This is a genomic window from Actinomyces denticolens, assembly GCF_002072185.1.
GTDB classification, from domain to species: Bacteria; Actinomycetota; Actinomycetes; order Actinomycetales; family Actinomycetaceae; genus Actinomyces; species Actinomyces denticolens.
Genome location: NZ_MVIW01000002.1, coordinates 59,194 through 76,984 on the forward strand (window position 1 = coordinate 59,194; position 17,791 = coordinate 76,984).

Sequence of the window (17,791 nt, forward strand, 5' to 3'; positions counted from 1 at the left end):
CCCCGAGGCGTCTCAGCGCGAGGCGCCGGACTCCCAGGCCTTGAGGGCATCGACCACCTCGTCGAGGTACTCATCGACCTCGTCCTGGTCGTATCCGGCCCGCAGGGGCATCCACAGCGGGTTGAAGACGGCGCTCAGCAGTTGAGCGGCGGTCAGGATGCCGGCCCCTCCCGAGGCAGCGCTCATCGAGGCCATGAGAGTCGGCGCCCTCCTCGCCTCCCAGGCGCGCAGGGCCTGCTCGGCCCGGGCCATCGTCGCGTCCACGTCCTCGACGACGTAGCGGGGCCCCAGACGGGCCTTCTTGAAGGACTTGAGCTGGACATCACGGCTGGTGATGGAAGGAGTCACGGGTATCCAATCCGGTTCGGGAACGGGAGGAGGGGCGGCCCGATTATAGGGGAGGGGCCATGAGCCGACCCCGGCCCCGATGGAGTCGGCAGACCCATGATCGGGGCCGGGGCCGGGAGAGGCGACGCGGTGCCGGTTGCCGAGTCGGCCCGCGGGTCGAACCGCAGCGGCCCGCTGCTCCCCCCCTAGTCGCGCGTGGCGATGCGCAGGTCGTTCATCTGGCGCTGCGTCCAGGGGGCCAGGGCGTAGAGACCGAGCGCCACGAGGATCGTGATGGTGCCCAGGCCGTAGTAGTACGTCGAGTCCGCGATGCCCGCCGTGCGCTCGATGACGACGGCTGCGATGCCCTGGCCGGTGGAGGATGCCAGCAGCCACAGCGCCATCGCCTGGGAGGCGAAGGACTTGGGGGCCAGTGCCGTCGTCGTGGACAGCCCCACGGGGGACAGGAACAGCTCGCCGATGGTCTGGACGATGAACACGAAGGCGAGGAACCACCAGGGCGAGAGCGCATCACCGCCGGTCCAGGTGGCGAAGCCGAGCCCCATGAGCAGGGCGGAGAGGCCGATGAGGAGGACGGCCGAGGCGAACTTGACCGGGGTGGAGGGGAACTTGCCCGCCCGGCGCGTGAAGATCCACCCGACGAACGGAGCCAGGGCGACGATCACCAGTGGGTTGACCGACTGGTAGGCCTCGGGCGTGAGGGTCCAGCCGAAGAAGGGCGTACGGCCGTCGGTGTGCGCCTCGGCGAAGGTCGCCATCTTGCCCGCGGCCTGCTCGAAGATCATCCAGAACAGGACGGCGCCGATCCACAGGGGAACGTAGGCCCGCAGGTGGCCGCGCTCGGCGGCGGTGACGCTGGGGGAGCGGAACATGACGACGAAGTAGGTGATCGACGAGCCCGTGGCGACGAGGAAAAGGGCGTAGGCGATCGCGGAGGACAGGGAGTGGGTGATGACGAAGATGACCCCGGCCAGGGCCGCGAAGCCGGCCACCGCGCCGACGCAGATCAGCAGCAGGCGCGTCAGGGCCGCGCCACGGATCGGGCTGGGCACGTCGAACGCGAAGGCGGAGAGCTTGTGCCGTCCGTAGATGAAGGCCACGAGCGCCAGGGCCATCCCGATGGCGGCGGCCGCGAAGCCCGCGTGGTAGCCGTAGTGGCCCCTGAGCCAGCCGGTCACCAGTGGGGAGAAGAAGGAGCCGACGTTCACCGACATGTAGAACAGCTGGAAGCCGGCGTCGCGGCGCGGGTCATCGTCGTCGTAGAGCCCGCCGACGATCGTCGACAGGTTCGGCTTGATGAATCCGGTTCCGACGGCGACGCATACGATCCCCACCCACGCCAGCGGCGCCACGGGGACCGACAGGCACAGATGACCGATCATGATGATGACCCCGCCGTAGAGGGTCGACAGCCACGGGCCGATGACGCGGTCGGCGAAGATGCCCCCGGGGATTGCCAGCAGGTACACGGCGGCGCCGTAGGCGGCGAGGATGACCTGCCCGGTGTTGGTGCTCAGGCCCAGGCCGCCGTTGGCGATCGTGTCGGTGATGAAGTAGAGCAGGATGGCGCGCATCCCGTAGTAGGAGAAGCGCTCCCACATCTCGACGTTGAGCATCCACGGCAGGCCGCGGGGATGGCCGAAGAAGGGGCCGCGATCATCCCGGGACGGGCCGGTGCGCAGGGTGGTCGGCGTCCATCGGGACGCGATGGGCGCCCGATCCGCCGTGGCCGAGGCGGTGGTCTCGGTCGTCATGTGTGTCTCCTCAAGGGGGTGAGACGGCCGGTGGCGCCCGCCTCGTGAGCGGGGCCACCGCGCTGTGACGTGGGGCCACTGGGGGTCCAGTGGTCCAGCCCGGGCCCGATGGCGCCCCCGGCGACCGCTGTGAGGGCGATCTGCCGGGGGCGCGCGGGCGCGAGGACTGCGGGCACGATACCCCCGGGGTGTAACGAATTGTTTTCCCCGTGGGGTGGGGACGGGGGCGGCCGCATCCCAAGCCGCTGATCGCAGTGTGCCGGGCCGAACGGCCGGAGCGGCATACCGGGGCCCGTCCTCGTCCGGAGTGATCCGTGGATGCGGGACCCTCAGCGGCTGAGGTTCGCCTCGGCCGCGGCTACCTGGCTGCTCACGGGGACGAGTCGGGTGAGCTGGGTGACGTGGCGGGGCTCCAGCTCCTCGATGGTGGCGACCCCGAGCAGGCGCATGGTGCGCACGATCTGGTCGGCGAGGATCTCGATCATGCGGTCCACCCCGGCCCGCCCGCCGGCCATGAGCCCGTAGAGATAGGCGCGGCCCACCAGCGAGAACTTCGAGCCCAGGGCGGCGGCGGCGATGATGTCCTGGCCGTGCATGATGCCGGTGTCGATCATGACCGTGGTGTCCTCGCCCACTTCGCGCAGAACCTCGGGCAGGAGGCGGAAGGGGACGGGGGCGCGGTCCATCTGGCGCCCGCCGTGATTGGACAGCAGGATCCCGTCGACGCCGAGGTCGACGAGCCGCTTGGAGTCCTGCACGTTCTGGACCCCTTTGACGATGATCTTGCCCTTCCACATCGAGCGGATGACGGAGAGGTCGGCGTCGGAGATCGTGGGGTCCATGACGGAGTCGAGCAACTCGCCCACCGTGCCGCCGGTGGACGACAGGGATGCGAACTCGAGCTTCGGGGTGGTCAGGAAGTCGAACCACCAGCGCGGGTACATCGCCGTGTTGAGGACTGTCCCGGCGGTGATCTGCGGCGGGATGGAGAATCCGTTGCGCTTGTCCCGCAGACGGGCGCCCGCAGTGGGCACGTCAACGGTGAACATGAGGGTGTCGAAGCCCGCCTTCTGCGCGCGCTCGACCAGGCCGTAGCAGATCTCGCGCCGGCGGGTGACGTAGAGCTGGAACCAGTTGCGGCCGGTGGGATTGGCGGCGGCGACGTCCTCCATGGACGTGGTGCCCAGGGTCGACAGGCTGAAGGGGATGCCGGCGGCACTGGCGGCGGTGGCCCCGGCGATCTCGCCCTCGGTCTGCATGAGGCGGGTGAATCCGGTGGGGGCGATGCCGAAGGGCAGGGAGGAGCGCCCGCCGAGGATGGAGCAGGAGGTGTCGGTCTCCGGCGCGGGGCGCAGGATGTCCGGGTGCCATTCGATGTCCCGGAAGGCCTGGCGGGCGCGGCGCAGGGAGATCTCCTCGTCGGCGGAGCCGTCGGTGTAGTCGAAGGCCGCGGCCGGCGTGCTGCGCTTGGCGATAGTGCGAAGGTCCCAGATCGTCTGGGCTGCGGCGAGGCGGCGACGGCGCCCGTTGAAGTCTGGAGTCTTGAACTGCAGGAGCTCGAAGACCTCGGATGGTCTGGGGAACTGGCGCTTCACCACGGGGCTACCTCTTTGTCGACTGGTGGTGCCGCAGTCGGCGATGGCCGCTGCGGCGATCGGATAAGGCCGGGACCTTGGTCTAGGTCTGGCGCACGCCGAAGTATGCTCTGCGACAGTCAAAATGGCAAGGCAAGCCTTACCTGTGTGGGCGCCGGGGCGCGGATGCCCCGGCGCCCTCCGGGACAGGGGGCGTCGGGGCCTCCGGTATCGCCGGCGAGCCCGATCATGGGGATCGGCGCGCTGGGGCTCTCCTGGGCCGTGGGGCGCCGTGACCGCGGCTCAGTCCTCGTTGAGCGTGGCCTCCATCCGGGCGCGCGCGCCCTGCTCCTTGATGGCGGCGAGCTCGGCGAGGAAGGCGGAGCGGAATCGCTCGTCGGCGTCCAGACCGGAGAAGATGTCGTCGTTGCTCAGGAAGGCGTCCTCCTCGCCGTCGCGCTGGCGCCGCCCGTAGTCCTCCAGGTGGTCCTGTGCGTCCGGGATCGGGTTCCCGGCCTCGTCCATGCCCTCGGCGCACCAGGCCCATGCGGCGCACAGCGCCGCGCCGAGGCGTATGGAGCGGCCCGCCTCCAGGTTCTCCCTGATGGTGGGCAGGACGAACTTGGGCATGCCGGAGGGCCCGAAGAAGGCCAGGCGCGCCAGGGTGTCGGCGATCGCCGCGTTCGTGAAGCGCTCGAACAGCGAGTCCACGTAGGCGGGCAGATCGATTCCCGGCACCGGGCGCAGTGTCGGCAGGGCCTCGCGCTCCAGGTAGGCGCGGGTCCAGGCGGCGATCTGCGGGTCGGCGGCGGCCTCGTGCCCGTAGGTCATCCCCAGTGGTCTCCCCCAGTGCGCCAGCGCCTGGTGGGAGGCATTGAGCAGGCGCAGCTTCATGAGCTCGTAGGGGACGACGTCGGTCACCATCTGCACGCCGACCTCCTCGTACGGCGGGCGCCCGGCGGGGAACCCGTCCTCCAGCACCCACTGGGTGAAGGGCTCGGCCACGACCGGCCAGGCGTCGTCGACGCCGAGCTCGGAGCGCACCAGGGCGATGTCCTCCTCCGTGGTGCGGGGCGTGATCCGGTCCACCATGCAGTTGGGGAAGGAGACGCTCCTGTCGATCCAGTCGGCCAGCTCGGGGTCGCTCAGCCGGGCCTGGGAGACGATGGCGGTGCGGGCCACCTTCCCGTTGCCCGGCAGGTTGTCGCAGCTCATGACCGTGAACGGGGCCGTGCCCTCCTCACGGCGCCGCCGCAGGGCCTCCACGATGTAGCCGAAGGCCGTCGTCGGCTCGCCGGGGTTGGCGGCGTCGTGGACCGCGCCCTCGGCGTCGGCGCGGAAGACGCCGGTGGCGTCATCGATGTTGTAGCCGCCCTCGGTGACTGTCAGGGAGACGATGCGCGTGGTCGGCGCGGTGAGCGCGTCGAGCACCTCGTCGCGGGCCTCGGGGGCGTAGAGATAGCGGTGGATGGAGCCGATGATCGAGGGCTCCAGATGGCCGTCGGGGTGCTTGAGGGTGAGCGAGTACAGGGTGTCCTGGCTGGTCAGGGCATCGCGCATGACGGCGTCGGCCGGGAGGAGCCCGACGCCGCAGATGCCCCAGTCCAGCGCCTTGCCCTCGCGCATGAGGCGGTCCACGTACATGGCGTGGTGGGCGCGGTGGAACCCCCCGACGCCGAAGTGGACGATCCCGGTGGTGATCGCCGAGCGGTCGTAGGTGGGGGCGAGGGGCGAGTCTGCGAGGCTGGTGGTCATGGTGCTCTCCTTGAGTCAGTAGGGGCGATACGGTGCAATATGGCGCAGTACGGGGATGGATGGCGAGGGATCTGGACGGCTGCCGCGCCCATGGGCCGCCCGGCGGATGTCTGGGACCGCTCGTGCGCGGGCCGGGCGGTGCCCATGGGGCGCGGTCGCGTCAGGCGGCCGCGTGGCCGGCCTCCTCCTTCGGCTTGTCGGACAGCGCGGGCGCCGAGTGGAGGATTCGCGCGTTGCCGGGCAGTTTGAGTGCGAAGCACAGCAGGAAGGAGACGGCGTAGATGAAGGCCAGCGCCATCCCGGGCCAGAAATAGCCCTGCGCGGTGTTCTCGTCGCCCAGGAGCATGGTGACGATGGCGGGGCCGACGAATGCTCCCAGACCGGCCCCGAGGTTGAGGATGGCCAGGGCATTGCCGGTCTCGCCGTGCGCGTGGGCGACGAGCAGGGGAGTGGTGGGCACGTGCGCGCTCAGGCCGATGCCGATCCCGGCGGTGCCGATCGCGATGAGGAAGAAGTTCGGTCCTGCGATGATCGGGATGAAGTACATGTACACCAGGGACGCGAAAGTAATCGGCGTGGCTGCCCACTGCAGGGTGTTCCTCCATCCGATCCGGTCGCCTGCCACGCCCCAGAAGACGTCGCCGATGATCGCGACCAGGCCGAACACCGAGAACTCGAGGATCGCCTGGGACTCCGGCATTCCGAATACCTTGTGGAGGTAGACGACGTAGTAGGCCTGCATTCCGTACTGGCCGGAGAGGTTGATGATCTTGACGATGCCGCCGATCGACACCTTGGGGTAGCGCCAGAGGACGGACACCGCCGAGCCGACCGACTTGGCGATCGAGATCCCGGAGGTCTGCGTCGCCGAGGGGTGCAGTCGCAGGAAGAGCATCGTGATAATGCCGCCGATGGCCGCGAGGATCCAGCCGGCCCACAGAGTGGCGATGTGGCCGATGGCCGGCAGGAAGAAGCTCGAGAAGTAGGAGCCGAGGAACTGCATGCCCAGGGAGAAGGCGAACCAGAACCAGCCGGAGACCGAGGACTGGCGCTCCGGGGGCGTGACCATCATGGTCCAGGTGAGGTAGCCGTAGGCGAACATGGGGTAGCCGAATCCGCGCAGCCCGTAGAACAGGAGGACGAGCGGCATCGAGTGGCTGGGGATCCCGACGAGGATGAACAGGGCGTCGAAGATGAGGAAGGACATCAGGCCGGTGAGCATGACGGCGCGGCAGCCCAGGGCGTCGCACAGCGCTCCGGAGAGGAACGCGGCGATCGCGACGATGACGCCGTAGAAGGAGACGATGGTCGACCCCTGCGCCACCGTGAACCCGACGTCGTCGGAGGAGAAGTAGTTCGTGATCCACACGGCCTCGATTCCGTCGCCGATCACGAAGATGACGACGCCGAGGAAGCCGAGGGCGAGGTTGGTGGGGAATCCAGTCTTCTGGATCGCTGCGATAACAGGATTGGAGCTAGGCATTCAAGGCTCGTTTCGACGGGACTGCGTTGTCTTGGATGTCGTGTCAGATCCTTCTGACGGATCCAGCATCGCCGATCGGAGCATGCCTGGTAGTGACCAGTCGAGGATTCCCGACTGCCGATTCACCGTTGGGGGCCGATCCTCGCGTCGATTCCGCCGGCGCGGCTGAGCGGCCCCGGTGATGCTCCGGGATGACCGGTTCGCCGTGCCCGGATGACCGTTATCGACCGGATCGGTGCCCGCTGAGCGGCAGGGCCGGGCCGGGCGGGCCGACCCGCCCTCGAGGGGGGCGGGGGGGGCGGCCCGCCGCGGCCACTGGGCGGATCCTGGTCAGACCCGATCCAGCCGTCCCCCGGCGTCGACGATCCGGCGGGCGATCGATGAGCGCAGCTCGGTGCCGGTGATGATGCGCTCGAACTGGCGCGCGTGTCCGAAGCGGCACAGGGTGGAGCGCGCGAACTTCGTATGCGAGCCCACGAACAGCGCCCGCTGGGACACGGACAGCGCCGTCTCCTTGACCTCGGCCACTGAGGCATGGGGCGTGGTGAGCCACCCATCCAGATCCACCCCGTTGGCGCCGATGATGGCCAGGTCGGGCTGCATGTCGCGCAGCATTCTCGTGGCCCACCGCTCGACGCTGGCAGCGGTCACATGGCGCACCCGGCCGCCCAGCACGATCACCGTGGTGCGGGGGCGCTCGCACATCTCCAGGGCCGTGGGCAGGGAGGCGGTGATGATCGTCAGATCCCGGTCCGTGGGCAGGGTCCGGCCGACGAGGAGCGGGTGGAAGCCCTCGTCGAGGAAGACGGTGTCGGCGGCGCCCAGCCGATCGACGGCGGCCTGGGCGATGCGCTCCTTCTCATCGGCCAGGTGGTCCTTCCTGTAGGTCAGGGTCGACTCGAAACTGGAGGCCTCGGCGATCCTCACCCGCCCGTAGGAACGGGTGATCGCATGCGTGTCCTCGAGCTCGCGCAGATCGCGCCGGATGGTCTCCACGGAGACCCCGAAGAGGCCGGGCAGGGAGGATACGGCCGCCTCGCCGGTGGCCCTGAGATGGGCGAGGATCGCCTTGCGCCGCTCGGGCGCACCCAACTGCTCCCCGTGCCGACCGGTCGGCGTGAGGGGCCGCCTGCCCTCGAGATGCGACGGATCCGCTGTGATCTCAGTGCCCATGCCCTCCATCGTGGCATGTCAGCGGCGGATATGGGAGGGGAGCGGGGGATGCGCGGAGGCCCCGGCGCCCTCTGGGACAGGGATGGGCGCCGGGACCTCCGGTTCTCCACGGCCCGAGGGTGAACATCCCGGGCGGTGGAGCCTTGGGCGGGGCTGGATCGCATCCGGCCCCGCGGTCAGTGCGCGATCACGACCCCCAGGTTGCGGGGCCCGTGGACCCCGTTGACGCGGATGAGCTCGATGTCGCTCGTGGCCGACGGGCCGGCGACCCAGGTGGTCGGGCGGGTCGGGTTCTCCCCCAGGATGTCCACGGCCTGCGGCACCGTGGGCTGGATCGACTCGCGCTCCAGGATGATGACGTGGCGGTCGGGCACCAGGGAGATCGCGCGGCGCCCCTGATCGGGCTCGCCATCGAGGCAGATCGTGCCCGACAGGGAGATCGCGGTGCGCGAGCAGGTGACGACGGCGTCGATCCCGTCGAGCTCGAGCGTGGGGATCGGGTCCTGACGGGAGTCCTCGCGGACGGTGCGCCCGTTCCTCGCCGCGGCCTCCTTGTAGGCCTGCGGGAGCCCTGAGGGGACCACGACGGTTGTCGCGTCGGCCAGGAGGGCGTCGATGGCGTCGAGGATGCCGGCGTCCTTCGTCTCGACCCGCACAACGGCGTTGTAGTCCTCCAGTTTCTCCACCATCTCCGCCACGACGGGCTCGGAGCCGGGCGGATTGACTCCCTGGCGCGTGTAGGCGCGCGGGACGGGCGCGGCCGGGGCGGTCTGGGAGCGGGAGATCGCCTCCCGGGCTCGCGAGAGGATCACGCTGCGGGCGTCCATCACTTGGCCTCCTTGCTGCTCGCGGTCGACTGCGGGTGCGTGCGCCTCCACCACTCGCGGAAGGTCTCCGCGGGGGCGGCGGGCACGTCGCGAGTGCCCGTCCACATCGAGGCGGGGAAGGGCAGGGAGCCGATCTTGCCGTCACGGTCGATCAGGCGCGTGGCCTTGATCGCCTTCGTGGCCGTGGTCCAGACCCTGCTGCTCTTCATCACGGGGGTGGTGACCCCCATGGCCACGTCCCACATGTCGGGGAGGATCTTGCGCTTGACGTCGACCGTCCTGGCGCGCAGGTGGACGAGGATCGTCGGGATGTCGATCTTGACGGGGCAGACCTCGCCGCAGGCCCCGCACAGGGTGGAGGCGTAGGGCAGGGTGTGGACCGGATCGTCGTCGGACAGGCCCTGGGTCAGCTGGGGGGTGAGGATCGCGCCGATGGGCCCGGGGTAGACCGATCCGTAGGCGTGGCCGCCCGTGTGCTGGTAGACGGGGCAGATGTTCATGCACGAGCCGCAGCGGATGCAGTGCAGCGCCTCGCGGCCGATCGGGTCGGACAGGGCCTTGGTGCGCCCGTTGTCCATGAGGATGAGGTGGAACTCCTGGGGGCCGTCGCCCTCGGTGACGCCCGTCCACATGGACGTGTAGGGGTTCATCCGCTCGCCTGTGGCCGAGCGCGGCAGGAGCTGGGAGAAGATCTCGACGTCCTGGAAGCGCGGGACGAGCTTCTCGATGCCCATGAGGGTGATGAGCGTGTCCGGCAGGGTCAGGCACATGCGGCCGTTGCCCTCGGACTCGAACACGGAGACGGTCCCGGTCTCGGCCACGCCCATGTTGGTGCCGGAGACGGCCACCTTGGCGTGGAGGAACTTCTTGCGCAGATGGGCGCGGGCGGCGGCCGTGAGCTCCTTGGGATCGTCGGAGAGATCGGCCGGGGCGTCGCCCATGCGGTCCAGGAAGATGCCGCGGACCTCGGAGCGGTTGCGGTGGATGGCCGGGACGACGACGTGCGAGGGCATGTCGTCGGCGAGTTGGACGATCATCTCGGCGAGGTCGGTCTCGTTGGCGAAGATGCCCTCGGCCTTGAGGTGCTCGTTGAGGTTGGTCTCCTGGGTGGCCATCGACTTGATCTTGACGATCTCGTCGACGCCCTTGGATTTGATGATCTCGGTGACGATGGCGTTGGCCTCGGCGGCATCGCGCGCCCAGTGGACGATTCCGCCCCGGGCGGTCACGTTGGCCTCGAACTGCTCCAGGAGCTCGGGAAGGTTGCTCATCACCTCGTTCTTGACGGCGGAGGCGGCGTCGCGCAGGTCCTCCCAGTCGGGCATCTCCTCCACGCGCATGGCGCGCTTTCCCCGGATGGTGCGGGTGGCGTGGCCGAGGTTGCGGCGCATCTGCGTGTTCTGCAGGGTGCGGTGCGCTCCCTTGGTGAAGGTGGTGCCCCAGCGCAGGGGGTCCGTGGGGACGTCCACGGTGGTCGCCCAGCCGCCGGTGTGGGGACGGTCCTCGGGGCGCTGGTCCGCGCCCGCGGGCATGCCCAGGAATGTCTGGCTCATCGGGCCACCCCCGCATCCGCCTGGAAGGCGACGTTGCCGATGAAGGGGGCGTCCTTCGTCGAGGCGAGGATCTCCGCGAGGTGCATGATCCGCACGCCCGAGTTCAAGCGGGACAGCCCGCCGCCGATGTGCATGAGGCAGGAGTAGTCGCCCGCGCACAGGATCTCGGCCTTCGTGGCCTTCACATTGGCGACCTTCTCGGTGAGCATCGCCGTGGACGTCTCGTGGTTCTTCATGGAGAAGGTGCCGCCGAACCCGCAGCAGACGTCCGCGTCGGGCAGGTCGACGAGGTCGATGCCCTCGACGGCGCGCAGCAGCGTGTAGGGGCGGTCCCCGACCTTCGCGATGCGCATCGAGTGGCAGGTGGGGTGGTAGGTGACGCGGTGGGGGAAGTAGGCGCCGACATCCGTCAGTCCGAGGACGTCGACGAGCAGCTCGGATAGGTCGTAGGTCCGCTCGGCGACGGCGTTGGCCCGTTTGGCCAGGTCGTGGTCGCCCACGTGCTCGGCCACGAGGGCCTGCTCGTGGCGGGTCGCCCCGGTGCAGGAGCCCGAGGGGACGACGATGGCGTCCCACTCGCCGTCGAGCACGGGCTCGAAGGTCCTCACATGGTTGCGGATGAGCTTGGCGCCCTGCTTGAAATACCCGGTGTTCGCGTGCATCTGGCCGCAGCAGACCTGCCCCTCGGGGAAGACGACCTCATGGCCGAGCCTCTCCAGGAGCGTGACGGTCGCCTGCGGCGCTTGCGGGAACATGGTGTCCGCGATGCAGGTCGCGAAGAGCGCGATACGCACGATGAGGACCTCCCTGTCTTCTGTCTCGCGGCGTCGTTGTCCGATGTTGCCCTCACCCTAGGGCCTTCGTCCCTACTCCAATGACCGCGATGGCCGCGCCTCAGCGCCGGGTGGAGCGAGATCGGGACGCGACCCTTGGCATGCTGCGGAAACTCGGCGCCGTCGTTGGGCGGGGGCCGGCCAGGGGCGGGGGCCGCGTCGGCGTCGTCAGCTCCTTCCGCGCCGGTTATTACGAACGTGTGTCGTGATGTTTTGCCGGCGGGCTCTCAGCGAGCCGTCCCCTCGCGCATGGCACGAGGGGACGGCTCGGGTGGTGGGGAGCGGTGTGGGGCGCCGCCGCAGGCGGCTCAGCGGATGGGCATGTAGGCGCCCAGCCAGCCCTGCGAGCCGACGAAGACCAGCGCGCACAGGAGGAGCAGCAGGCCGATCGAGTACGGGGCGACCCGCTTGAGGATCTCGGCGTCCGACCCGGGCTCGTCGATCGCGGTGGAGGCCACCGCCAGGTTCTGCGGGGAGATGATCTTGCCCAGGCCGCCGCCGATCGTGTTGCCCGCCAGCAGGATGCGCGCGTCGAGACCGGCGCCCTGGGCGGCTGTCGCCTGGAGCTTGGCGAACAGGGCGCCGGCGGAGGTCGCCGAGCCCGCCACGCCCGTGCCCACCCAGCCCAGGATCGGGGCGAGGAAGGCGAAGAAGGCGCCGGTCGACGCCAGGGCCGCGCCGATCGCCGTGGTCTGGCCGGAGAAGTTCATGACGTAGGCCAGTGCCATGACGGAGGCGATGGTCAGGATCGCCAGGCGCAGGTTGTGGATCGTCTTGGGCAGGACGGCGAACATGGCGCCCACGCTCGTGCGGTAGCGCCCCCCGGAGGAGACGGTGCCGTAGACGATGGCCACGATGATGCCGGTGACGAAGATCCAGGTGCCCGGGTTGGACAGGATCTGAAGGGTGTAGGTGCCCGAGTCCCAGGCCTTCCCATCGGCATCCAGCAGCTGACCGTGGACTCCGGGCCAGTGGATCGGCAGGTCCTTCGACTCGAACAGCGCGGGCAGGTCCACGCCCAGCTTCCACAGCTTGGTGATGGCGATGATGACCACGACCAGCACGTAGGGCAGCAGGGCGAGCCCCACGCGGGCGCCGTCGGGCTTGTCCTCCTCGGCGATGGAGGTGCGGAACTCCTCGGGCGTGGTCGGGGTCCACACGAGCAGGAAGACGTAGCCGGCGGCCAGGCCGAGCAGGGAGGCGGCCACGGCGGTCAGCTCGTAGGAGCTCGAGGAGACGAGGAAGTGCCCCGCGCCGGTGGCCAGGCCGATCGCGATCGCCAGCGGCCACAGCTGCCTGATGCCCCGCATCCCGTCGATGATCTGCAGCAGGACCAGGGGGATGAAGGCGGCGAAGATCCAGGTCAGGTGCCCCATGCGGGTGGCGACCTCGACGGCGTCCTCCCCGCCCAGCTGGCCGGCGGTGGTGACGGGGATGGCCATGGCGCCGAAGCCGACGTTGATCGCGTTGCCCACGATCGTGGCCACGGCCGCCTTGATCTTGGGCAGCCCCAGGCTCACCAGCAGGGCGCAGGTGATGGCCACGGGCGCGCCGAAGCCCGCCAGGCCCTCCATGAGCCCGCAGAAGGAGAAGGCGATGATGAGCGCCTGGGCGCGCTGGTCGCCCTTGCCGATGACGTTGAAGATCGCCTTGAGGTCGGCGCTGCGCCCGGAGGACTCGGTGAGGTTGTAGAGCCAGACGGCGGCGATGATGATGTAGACGATCGGCATGAGGCCGAAGACGGCGCCCTGGGTGGCGCTCATGATGGTCAGGCCCACCGGCATCCCGAAGAGGAGGGCGATGACCATGGAGATCGCCAGGGAGATGAGCGCGCACCAGTGGGTCTTGACCTTGAAGGCCCCCATGAGGACGAAGAAGGCCGCCAGGGGCACGAGTCCCACGAGGGCGGTCAGGTAGACACTGTTCCCGACGGCGCTCGTCGACGGTGTGAAGCCCGTCGCGAGGACCGCTGGGAGAGCGCTGGTGGGGAAGGCTGGTGCCATGAGGACCTCCGGCGTCGTTGCTGGTCAGTTAGCGGGTCTGCGAGGTGGGGCGGGCGTGGCGCCTCGTGCCATCTGAAGGCCCGGGAAGGGGCGGATCCTGCCGTGCCGAGTCGCCCGGGCGCGGCAAGTGGACGAACGTCCTAGGCGAGAGTACCCGACATCCCCGGCGCGCGGTGCGAGCCGGGGATGCCGGGAGCGGGTGGGGCGATGGGCCCGCGCCTGGAGGCGCTCCGAGGCCGGCCCGCCGTCGCTCAGCGCCGGGGACCGGGGGCCAGGCGCGCGGAGTTGAGGATGAAGGCGCTCTCGGAGCCCACGTGCACGAGCGCGGCGGCGATCGGGCCCAGCATGCCCAGCGCGGCCAGCCCCATGGCGACGGCGTCCACGGCGATGGTCCCGATGAAGTTCGCCATGATGACCCGCCGGGCCCTGCGGGCGATGCGGATCGTGCGCGCCAGGGAGAGCGGGTCGGAGCCCACCAGGACGATGTCGCCCGCCTCTCGGGCAACATCCGTGCCCGAGCCCATGGCGATGCCGACGTCGGCGGCGGACAGGGCGGGGGCGTCGTTGACGCCGTCGCCGACCATCGCCACGCGATGGCCCGCCGCGCGCAGCTCGCCGATGATCGCGTCCTTGTCGTGGGGCAGCAGCCCGGCGCGGATCCGCTCGGGGGCCAGGCCCAGCTCCGCCCCGATCCTCGCGGCCGTCGACGGCGCATCCCCTGTGAGCATGAGGACGTCGATGCCCATGTCCCGGATCCGGGAGAGCATGAGGGCCGATCCCTCGCGCAGTTCATCGGCGACGAGGATGGTCCCCGCCGTGGCGCCGTCGACGACGACCTGGACGGCGGTGGTGCCCGCGGGCAGGCCCGCCGCGGAGCCCGTCGGCCCGGCGAGCCCTCCGGGAGCCTGATCGGCGTCGAGGCGGCCGACCCTCACGCGCCGGCCCTCGACGAGGGCCTCGACCCCCATGCCGGGGGTGTAGCGGTTGGACTCGGGCGAGGGGATGGGCAGGCCCCGCTCGCGGGCCCGCTCGACGATCGCCCGCCCGATGGGATGCTCCGTGTTCCACTCCGCGGCCGCGGCCAGGCGGAGCATGGAGTCCTCGGCGCCCGGGCCGCCGTCGGCGGGGTGCAGCGCGACCACGCGCGGCGCGCCAGTGGTGAGCGTGCCGGTCTTGTCCAGCACGACGGTGTCGACGGCGGACAGGACCTCCAGATGCGCGCCGTCCTTGACGAAGGCCCCGGTGCGCGCGCACCGGGCGATGGCGGCCAGGACGGCCAAGGGCGTGCCGGCCGCGACGCCGCAGGCCCCGGCGGCGATGATGACGGAGATCGTGGCCTGGGTGTCCCGCGTGATCAGGAGGGTGATGACCGCCAGGCCGAGGGCCAGGTAGACGATCCGGGCGGCGAGCACGTCCGCCAGGCGGTGGACGGGGGCGCGGCTGTCCTGCGCGGCGCGCACGGCAGCGATGATCCTCCCGAAGGAGGAATCCTCGCCCGCCTTCGTCACCTCGAGCTCGAGGGGCCCCTGGGTGATCGAGCCCGCGGGCACGGGATCGCCCTCGCCCACGGTCACCGGCATGGACTCCCCGGTGATCCGAGACTGGTCGATGTCGGCGCTGCCCCTGCGCACGACGCCGTCGGCCGGGACCCGCCCTCCCGGGCGCAGGGCGATGACCTGGCCCGGGGCGAGGTCATCGATGGGGATCTCGCGCTCCTGGCCGTCGATGATGACGCGGGCCGTGCTCGGCAGGAAGGTCATGAGGCCGGTGAGCGCGTCGCGCCCCCGCTCCATGCACAGGTCCTCCAGCACCTCGGCCACGAGCACGAACTGGGCGATGAGCAGGGCCGTCCCCCACTGGCCGATGGCGGCGGCCGCGGCGATGGCCAGCAGCATGGACAGCTCCATGCTCATGCGCCGCTCGCGCAGATCCCCCCAGGCCTCGACGACGATGGGCCAGCAGCCCGTCACCAGGACGACGGTGCCGATCGTCGCCAGCGCCCACCCCGGCGCGCCCGCCAGTCGGGTGATCCAGGCGGCCAGGGCGCCGATGGCGACGAGGATGATGCGGGAGGCGTCGGCGATCTCGATGCGCTCCAGGAGCGGTTTGCGGGCCTCGGCAGGAGCGGGCTGCGCGGGTGAGGGCGCGGTGGAGGGCGCCTCGCTCGGGGCGAGGGGTGCGGGCGCAACGCGTTCGGGCGCTGTCTCAGTCATGATCCACTCCGATCCGGTGGTCGGCGGGGAGATTCCCGGTGACGTGCTGGGCCTGGAAGACGGCCTGGCGCACGAGGATGCGGGCGTGCTCGTCGATGAGCCGGTAGTAGACGCGGGGGCCCTCGTTGCGCGAGGCGACGACATGCCCCAGGCGGAGCTTGGCCAGGTGCTGGGAGACGGCCGCGGCGCTGCGGCCGGTGCGCTCGGCCAGGACGCCCGAGGAGAGCTCGCCCTCCTCCTCCAGCAGGGCGATGATGCGGATGCGCGTGGCATCGGCGAGCAGGGAGAAGACCTCGGCCGCGAGCTCGGCGGTCTCCAGCGTCTCGGCGTCGCTCATGGCGGGGCGTGGAACGGTGCCGTCGTCGCGCACGAGCGAGAGTTTAGTGTTTGCGTGCATGCTTAAATGGTAGGAGGGTGGCGGCCCGTCCGCAAGGGCCGGGGCTCCCGTTCCTACCGTCTCGGCCCGCACCTACCGTCTCGGCCCGGCCTTGCGCCCTCACCCCCGAGATACCGTCTCGGCCCATTCCTACCGTCTCGGCCCGGCCTTGCGCCCTCGAACTGCGAGAATGAGGGCGCAACGGCGGGATGAGACGGTATCTCGGGGTCGAGGGCGCACCGAGGCCCCCGGCGCGCGGGCGCCAGGGGCCTCAGGGGGCCGGCGGGGAGGGGTGGGAGAACGGCCCAGCCGGCCGATCAGGGGGTGGTGGTTACTTGACGTCCTCGTCCACCCAGTCGAAGGTCCGGGTCACGGCCTTCTTCCACAGGCGGTAGGTGCGGTCGCGCTCGGAGGCGTCCATGGACGGCGTCCAGCGCTTGCCCTCCTGCCAGTTGGCGATGACGTCGTCGGTGGAGGCCCAGAAGCCCACCGCGAGGCCGGCGGCGTAGGCCGCGCCCAGCGCCGTCGTCTCCACCACCGAGGGGCGCACGACGTCGCAGCCCGAGATATCCGCCTGGAACTGCATGAGGAGGTCGTCGTGGGTCATGCCGCCGTCGACCTTGAGCTCCTTGAGCGGCACGCCCGCGTCGGCGTTCATGGCATCGAGCACCTCGGCGGACTGGAACGCCGTCGACTCCTCGACCGCCCGGGCGATGTGGCCCTTGGTGACGTACCGGGTCAGGCCCACGATCGCGCCGCGGGCCTCATCGCGCCAGTAGGGGGCGAACAGGCCGGAGAAGGCCGGGACGAAGTACACCCCGCCGTTGTCCTCCACGCTCGCGGCGAGTTCGCCGATCTCCGAGGACGTGGCGATCATGCCGAGGTTGTCGCGCAGCCACTGCACCAGGGAGCCGGCCACCGCGATCGAGCCCTCCAGGGCGTAGACCGGGGCGGCGTCGCCGAGCTTGTACAGCACGGTGGTCAGCAGGCCGTTGTTGGAGAAGACCGGCTCGGTGCCGGTGTTCATGAGCGTGAAGCAGCCGGTGCCGTAGGTGTTCTTGGCCATGCCCTTCTCGAAGCAGGCCTGGCCGAAGGTCGCCGCCTGCTGGTCGCCGAGGATCCCGGAGATCGGGGTGTCCACCAGCAGGCCGTTCTTGCGGCCGTACCCGTAGATCTCGGAGGAGGACTTGATCTCGGGCAGCATGGAGGTCGGGATGCCGAAGTCGGCGCAGATGTCCTCGCGCCAGGTCAGGGTGCGCACATCCATGAGGAGGGTGCGCGAGGCGTTGGTGACGTCGGTGGCGTGGACGCCGCCGTTGATCCCGCCGGTGAGGTTCCACAGGACCCACGTGTCCGGGGTGCCGAAGAGCAGGTCGCCGGCCTCCGCGCGCTCGCGGGCGCCCTCGACGTTGTCGAGGATCCACTTGATCTTCGTGGCCGAGGGGTAGGTGGAGACATTCTCGCCGGTGATCTGGCGGTAGCGCTCGGTGCCCAGCGGGTCGCCGTCGGCGATCTCCCGGACGATGTCCCCCGTGCGCACGTCCTGCCACACGAGGGCGTTGTACACGGGCTTGCCCGTGCTCTTGTCCCACACGATCGTGGTCTCGCGCTGGTTCGTGATGCCGACGGCTGCGATCTCGTGGCGGTTCGTCTCGGCCTTCTGCAGCGCGTCGGCGACGACGGAGCGCACGGACTCCCAGATCTCCACGGGGTCGTGCTCGACCCAGCCGGGGTTGGGGAAGATCTGCGTGAACTCCTTCTGGCCCACGGAGACGATCTCGCCGGAGCGGTTGAACAGGATGGCTCGAGACGACGTCGTGCCCTGGTCGATGGCGATGACGTACTTCTTCTCGGTCATGGGATTTCCTTTCACTTCTTTGTGAGGGGGGCGGGTGCCGG

13 protein-coding genes are annotated in these 17,791 nt (G+C 70.1%); all 13 read right to left on the reverse strand.

Annotated elements, in window-relative coordinates; all coding sequences use genetic code 11:
- Positions 1–12: 12 nt before the first annotated feature.
- The 13 genes from B1H55_RS00925 to glpK all read right to left on the reverse strand — a co-directional run bounded on the left by B1H55_RS00925 (position 13) and on the right by glpK (position 17,750).
- Positions 13–348 (reverse strand): DivIVA domain-containing protein, encoded by a 336-nt coding sequence (locus B1H55_RS00925; protein WP_073451514.1) that lies wholly within the window; start codon positions 346–348, stop codon positions 13–15.
- Between the two features lie 185 nt (positions 349–533).
- Positions 534–2,102, reverse strand: a complete 1,569-nt coding sequence (locus B1H55_RS00930; protein WP_077240508.1) for a peptide MFS transporter — start codon at positions 2,100–2,102, stop codon at positions 534–536.
- A gap of 329 nt (positions 2,103–2,431) precedes the next feature.
- Positions 2,432–3,700: an alpha-hydroxy acid oxidase gene (locus B1H55_RS00935; protein ID WP_073451512.1), complete on the reverse strand. Its 1,269-nt coding sequence runs from the start codon at positions 3,698–3,700 to the stop codon at positions 2,432–2,434.
- A 279-nt stretch (positions 3,701–3,979) separates the two neighbouring features.
- On the reverse strand, positions 3,980–5,431 hold the full coding sequence (locus B1H55_RS00940) for a mannitol dehydrogenase family protein (RefSeq protein WP_077240507.1): 1,452 nt from the start codon (positions 5,429–5,431) through the stop codon (positions 3,980–3,982).
- 160 nt (positions 5,432–5,591) lie between these two features.
- Positions 5,592–6,914: an RbtT/DalT/CsbX family MFS transporter gene (locus tag B1H55_RS00945; RefSeq protein WP_077240506.1), complete on the reverse strand. Its 1,323-nt coding sequence runs from the start codon at positions 6,912–6,914 to the stop codon at positions 5,592–5,594.
- A gap of 330 nt (positions 6,915–7,244) precedes the next feature.
- Positions 7,245–8,087, reverse strand: a complete 843-nt coding sequence (locus B1H55_RS00950; RefSeq protein WP_077240505.1) for a DeoR/GlpR family DNA-binding transcription regulator — start codon at positions 8,085–8,087, stop codon at positions 7,245–7,247.
- A gap of 176 nt (positions 8,088–8,263) precedes the next feature.
- Positions 8,264–8,914 (reverse strand): LutC/YkgG family protein, encoded by a 651-nt coding sequence (locus B1H55_RS00955; protein ID WP_077240504.1) that lies wholly within the window; start codon positions 8,912–8,914, stop codon positions 8,264–8,266.
- Entirely contained in the window at positions 8,914–10,467 is a 1,554-nt protein-coding gene (locus B1H55_RS00960) for a LutB/LldF family L-lactate oxidation iron-sulfur protein (protein ID WP_077240503.1), read from the reverse strand. The genes B1H55_RS00955 and B1H55_RS00960 overlap by 1 nt, the downstream gene beginning before the upstream one ends.
- On the reverse strand, positions 10,464–11,261 hold the full coding sequence (locus tag B1H55_RS00965) for a (Fe-S)-binding protein (protein ID WP_073451508.1): 798 nt from the start codon (positions 11,259–11,261) through the stop codon (positions 10,464–10,466). The genes B1H55_RS00960 and B1H55_RS00965 overlap by 4 nt, the downstream gene beginning before the upstream one ends.
- A gap of 347 nt (positions 11,262–11,608) precedes the next feature.
- The gene (locus B1H55_RS00970) at positions 11,609–13,303 is read right to left on the reverse strand and encodes an L-lactate permease (RefSeq protein WP_077240502.1); all 1,695 of its coding nucleotides are present in this window, start codon (positions 13,301–13,303) and stop codon (positions 11,609–11,611) included.
- 251 nt (positions 13,304–13,554) lie between these two features.
- A complete protein-coding gene (locus B1H55_RS00975) occupies positions 13,555–15,516 on the reverse strand; it encodes a heavy metal translocating P-type ATPase (protein ID WP_077240501.1) in 1,962 nt (653 codons plus the stop codon).
- The gene (locus B1H55_RS00980) at positions 15,509–15,913 is read right to left on the reverse strand and encodes an ArsR/SmtB family transcription factor (protein WP_231952777.1); all 405 of its coding nucleotides are present in this window, start codon (positions 15,911–15,913) and stop codon (positions 15,509–15,511) included. Before B1H55_RS00980 ends, B1H55_RS00975 begins: the two co-directional genes overlap by 8 nt.
- A 310-nt stretch (positions 15,914–16,223) precedes the next feature.
- A complete protein-coding gene (gene glpK, locus B1H55_RS00985) occupies positions 16,224–17,750 on the reverse strand; it encodes a glycerol kinase GlpK (protein ID WP_073451506.1) in 1,527 nt (508 codons plus the stop codon).
- Between the last annotated feature and the right edge of the window lie 41 nt (positions 17,751–17,791).

What these genes read in the sequence shown, in the direction of transcription:
- B1H55_RS00940 (WP_077240507.1), bottom strand. Translation starts at nt 5,431, where the DNA reads ATGACCACCAGCCTCGCAGACTCGCCCCTCGCCCCCACCTACGACCGC.
- B1H55_RS00980 (WP_231952777.1), bottom strand. Translation starts at nt 15,913, where the DNA reads ATGCACGCAAACACTAAACTCTCGCTCGTGCGCGACGACGGCACCGTT.
- B1H55_RS00930 (WP_077240508.1), bottom strand. Translation starts at nt 2,102, where the DNA reads ATGACGACCGAGACCACCGCCTCGGCCACGGCGGATCGGGCGCCCATC.
- B1H55_RS00975 (WP_077240501.1), bottom strand. Translation starts at nt 15,516, where the DNA reads ATGACTGAGACAGCGCCCGAACGCGTTGCGCCCGCACCCCTCGCCCCG.
- B1H55_RS00945 (WP_077240506.1), bottom strand. Translation starts at nt 6,914, where the DNA reads ATGCCTAGCTCCAATCCTGTTATCGCAGCGATCCAGAAGACTGGATTC.
- B1H55_RS00960 (WP_077240503.1), bottom strand. Translation starts at nt 10,467, where the DNA reads ATGAGCCAGACATTCCTGGGCATGCCCGCGGGCGCGGACCAGCGCCCC.
- glpK (WP_073451506.1), bottom strand. Translation starts at nt 17,750, where the DNA reads ATGACCGAGAAGAAGTACGTCATCGCCATCGACCAGGGCACGACGTCG.
- B1H55_RS00955 (WP_077240504.1), bottom strand. Translation starts at nt 8,914, where the DNA reads ATGGACGCCCGCAGCGTGATCCTCTCGCGAGCCCGGGAGGCGATCTCC.
- B1H55_RS00950 (WP_077240505.1), bottom strand. Translation starts at nt 8,087, where the DNA reads ATGGGCACTGAGATCACAGCGGATCCGTCGCATCTCGAGGGCAGGCGG.
- B1H55_RS00970 (WP_077240502.1), bottom strand. Translation starts at nt 13,303, where the DNA reads ATGGCACCAGCCTTCCCCACCAGCGCTCTCCCAGCGGTCCTCGCGACG.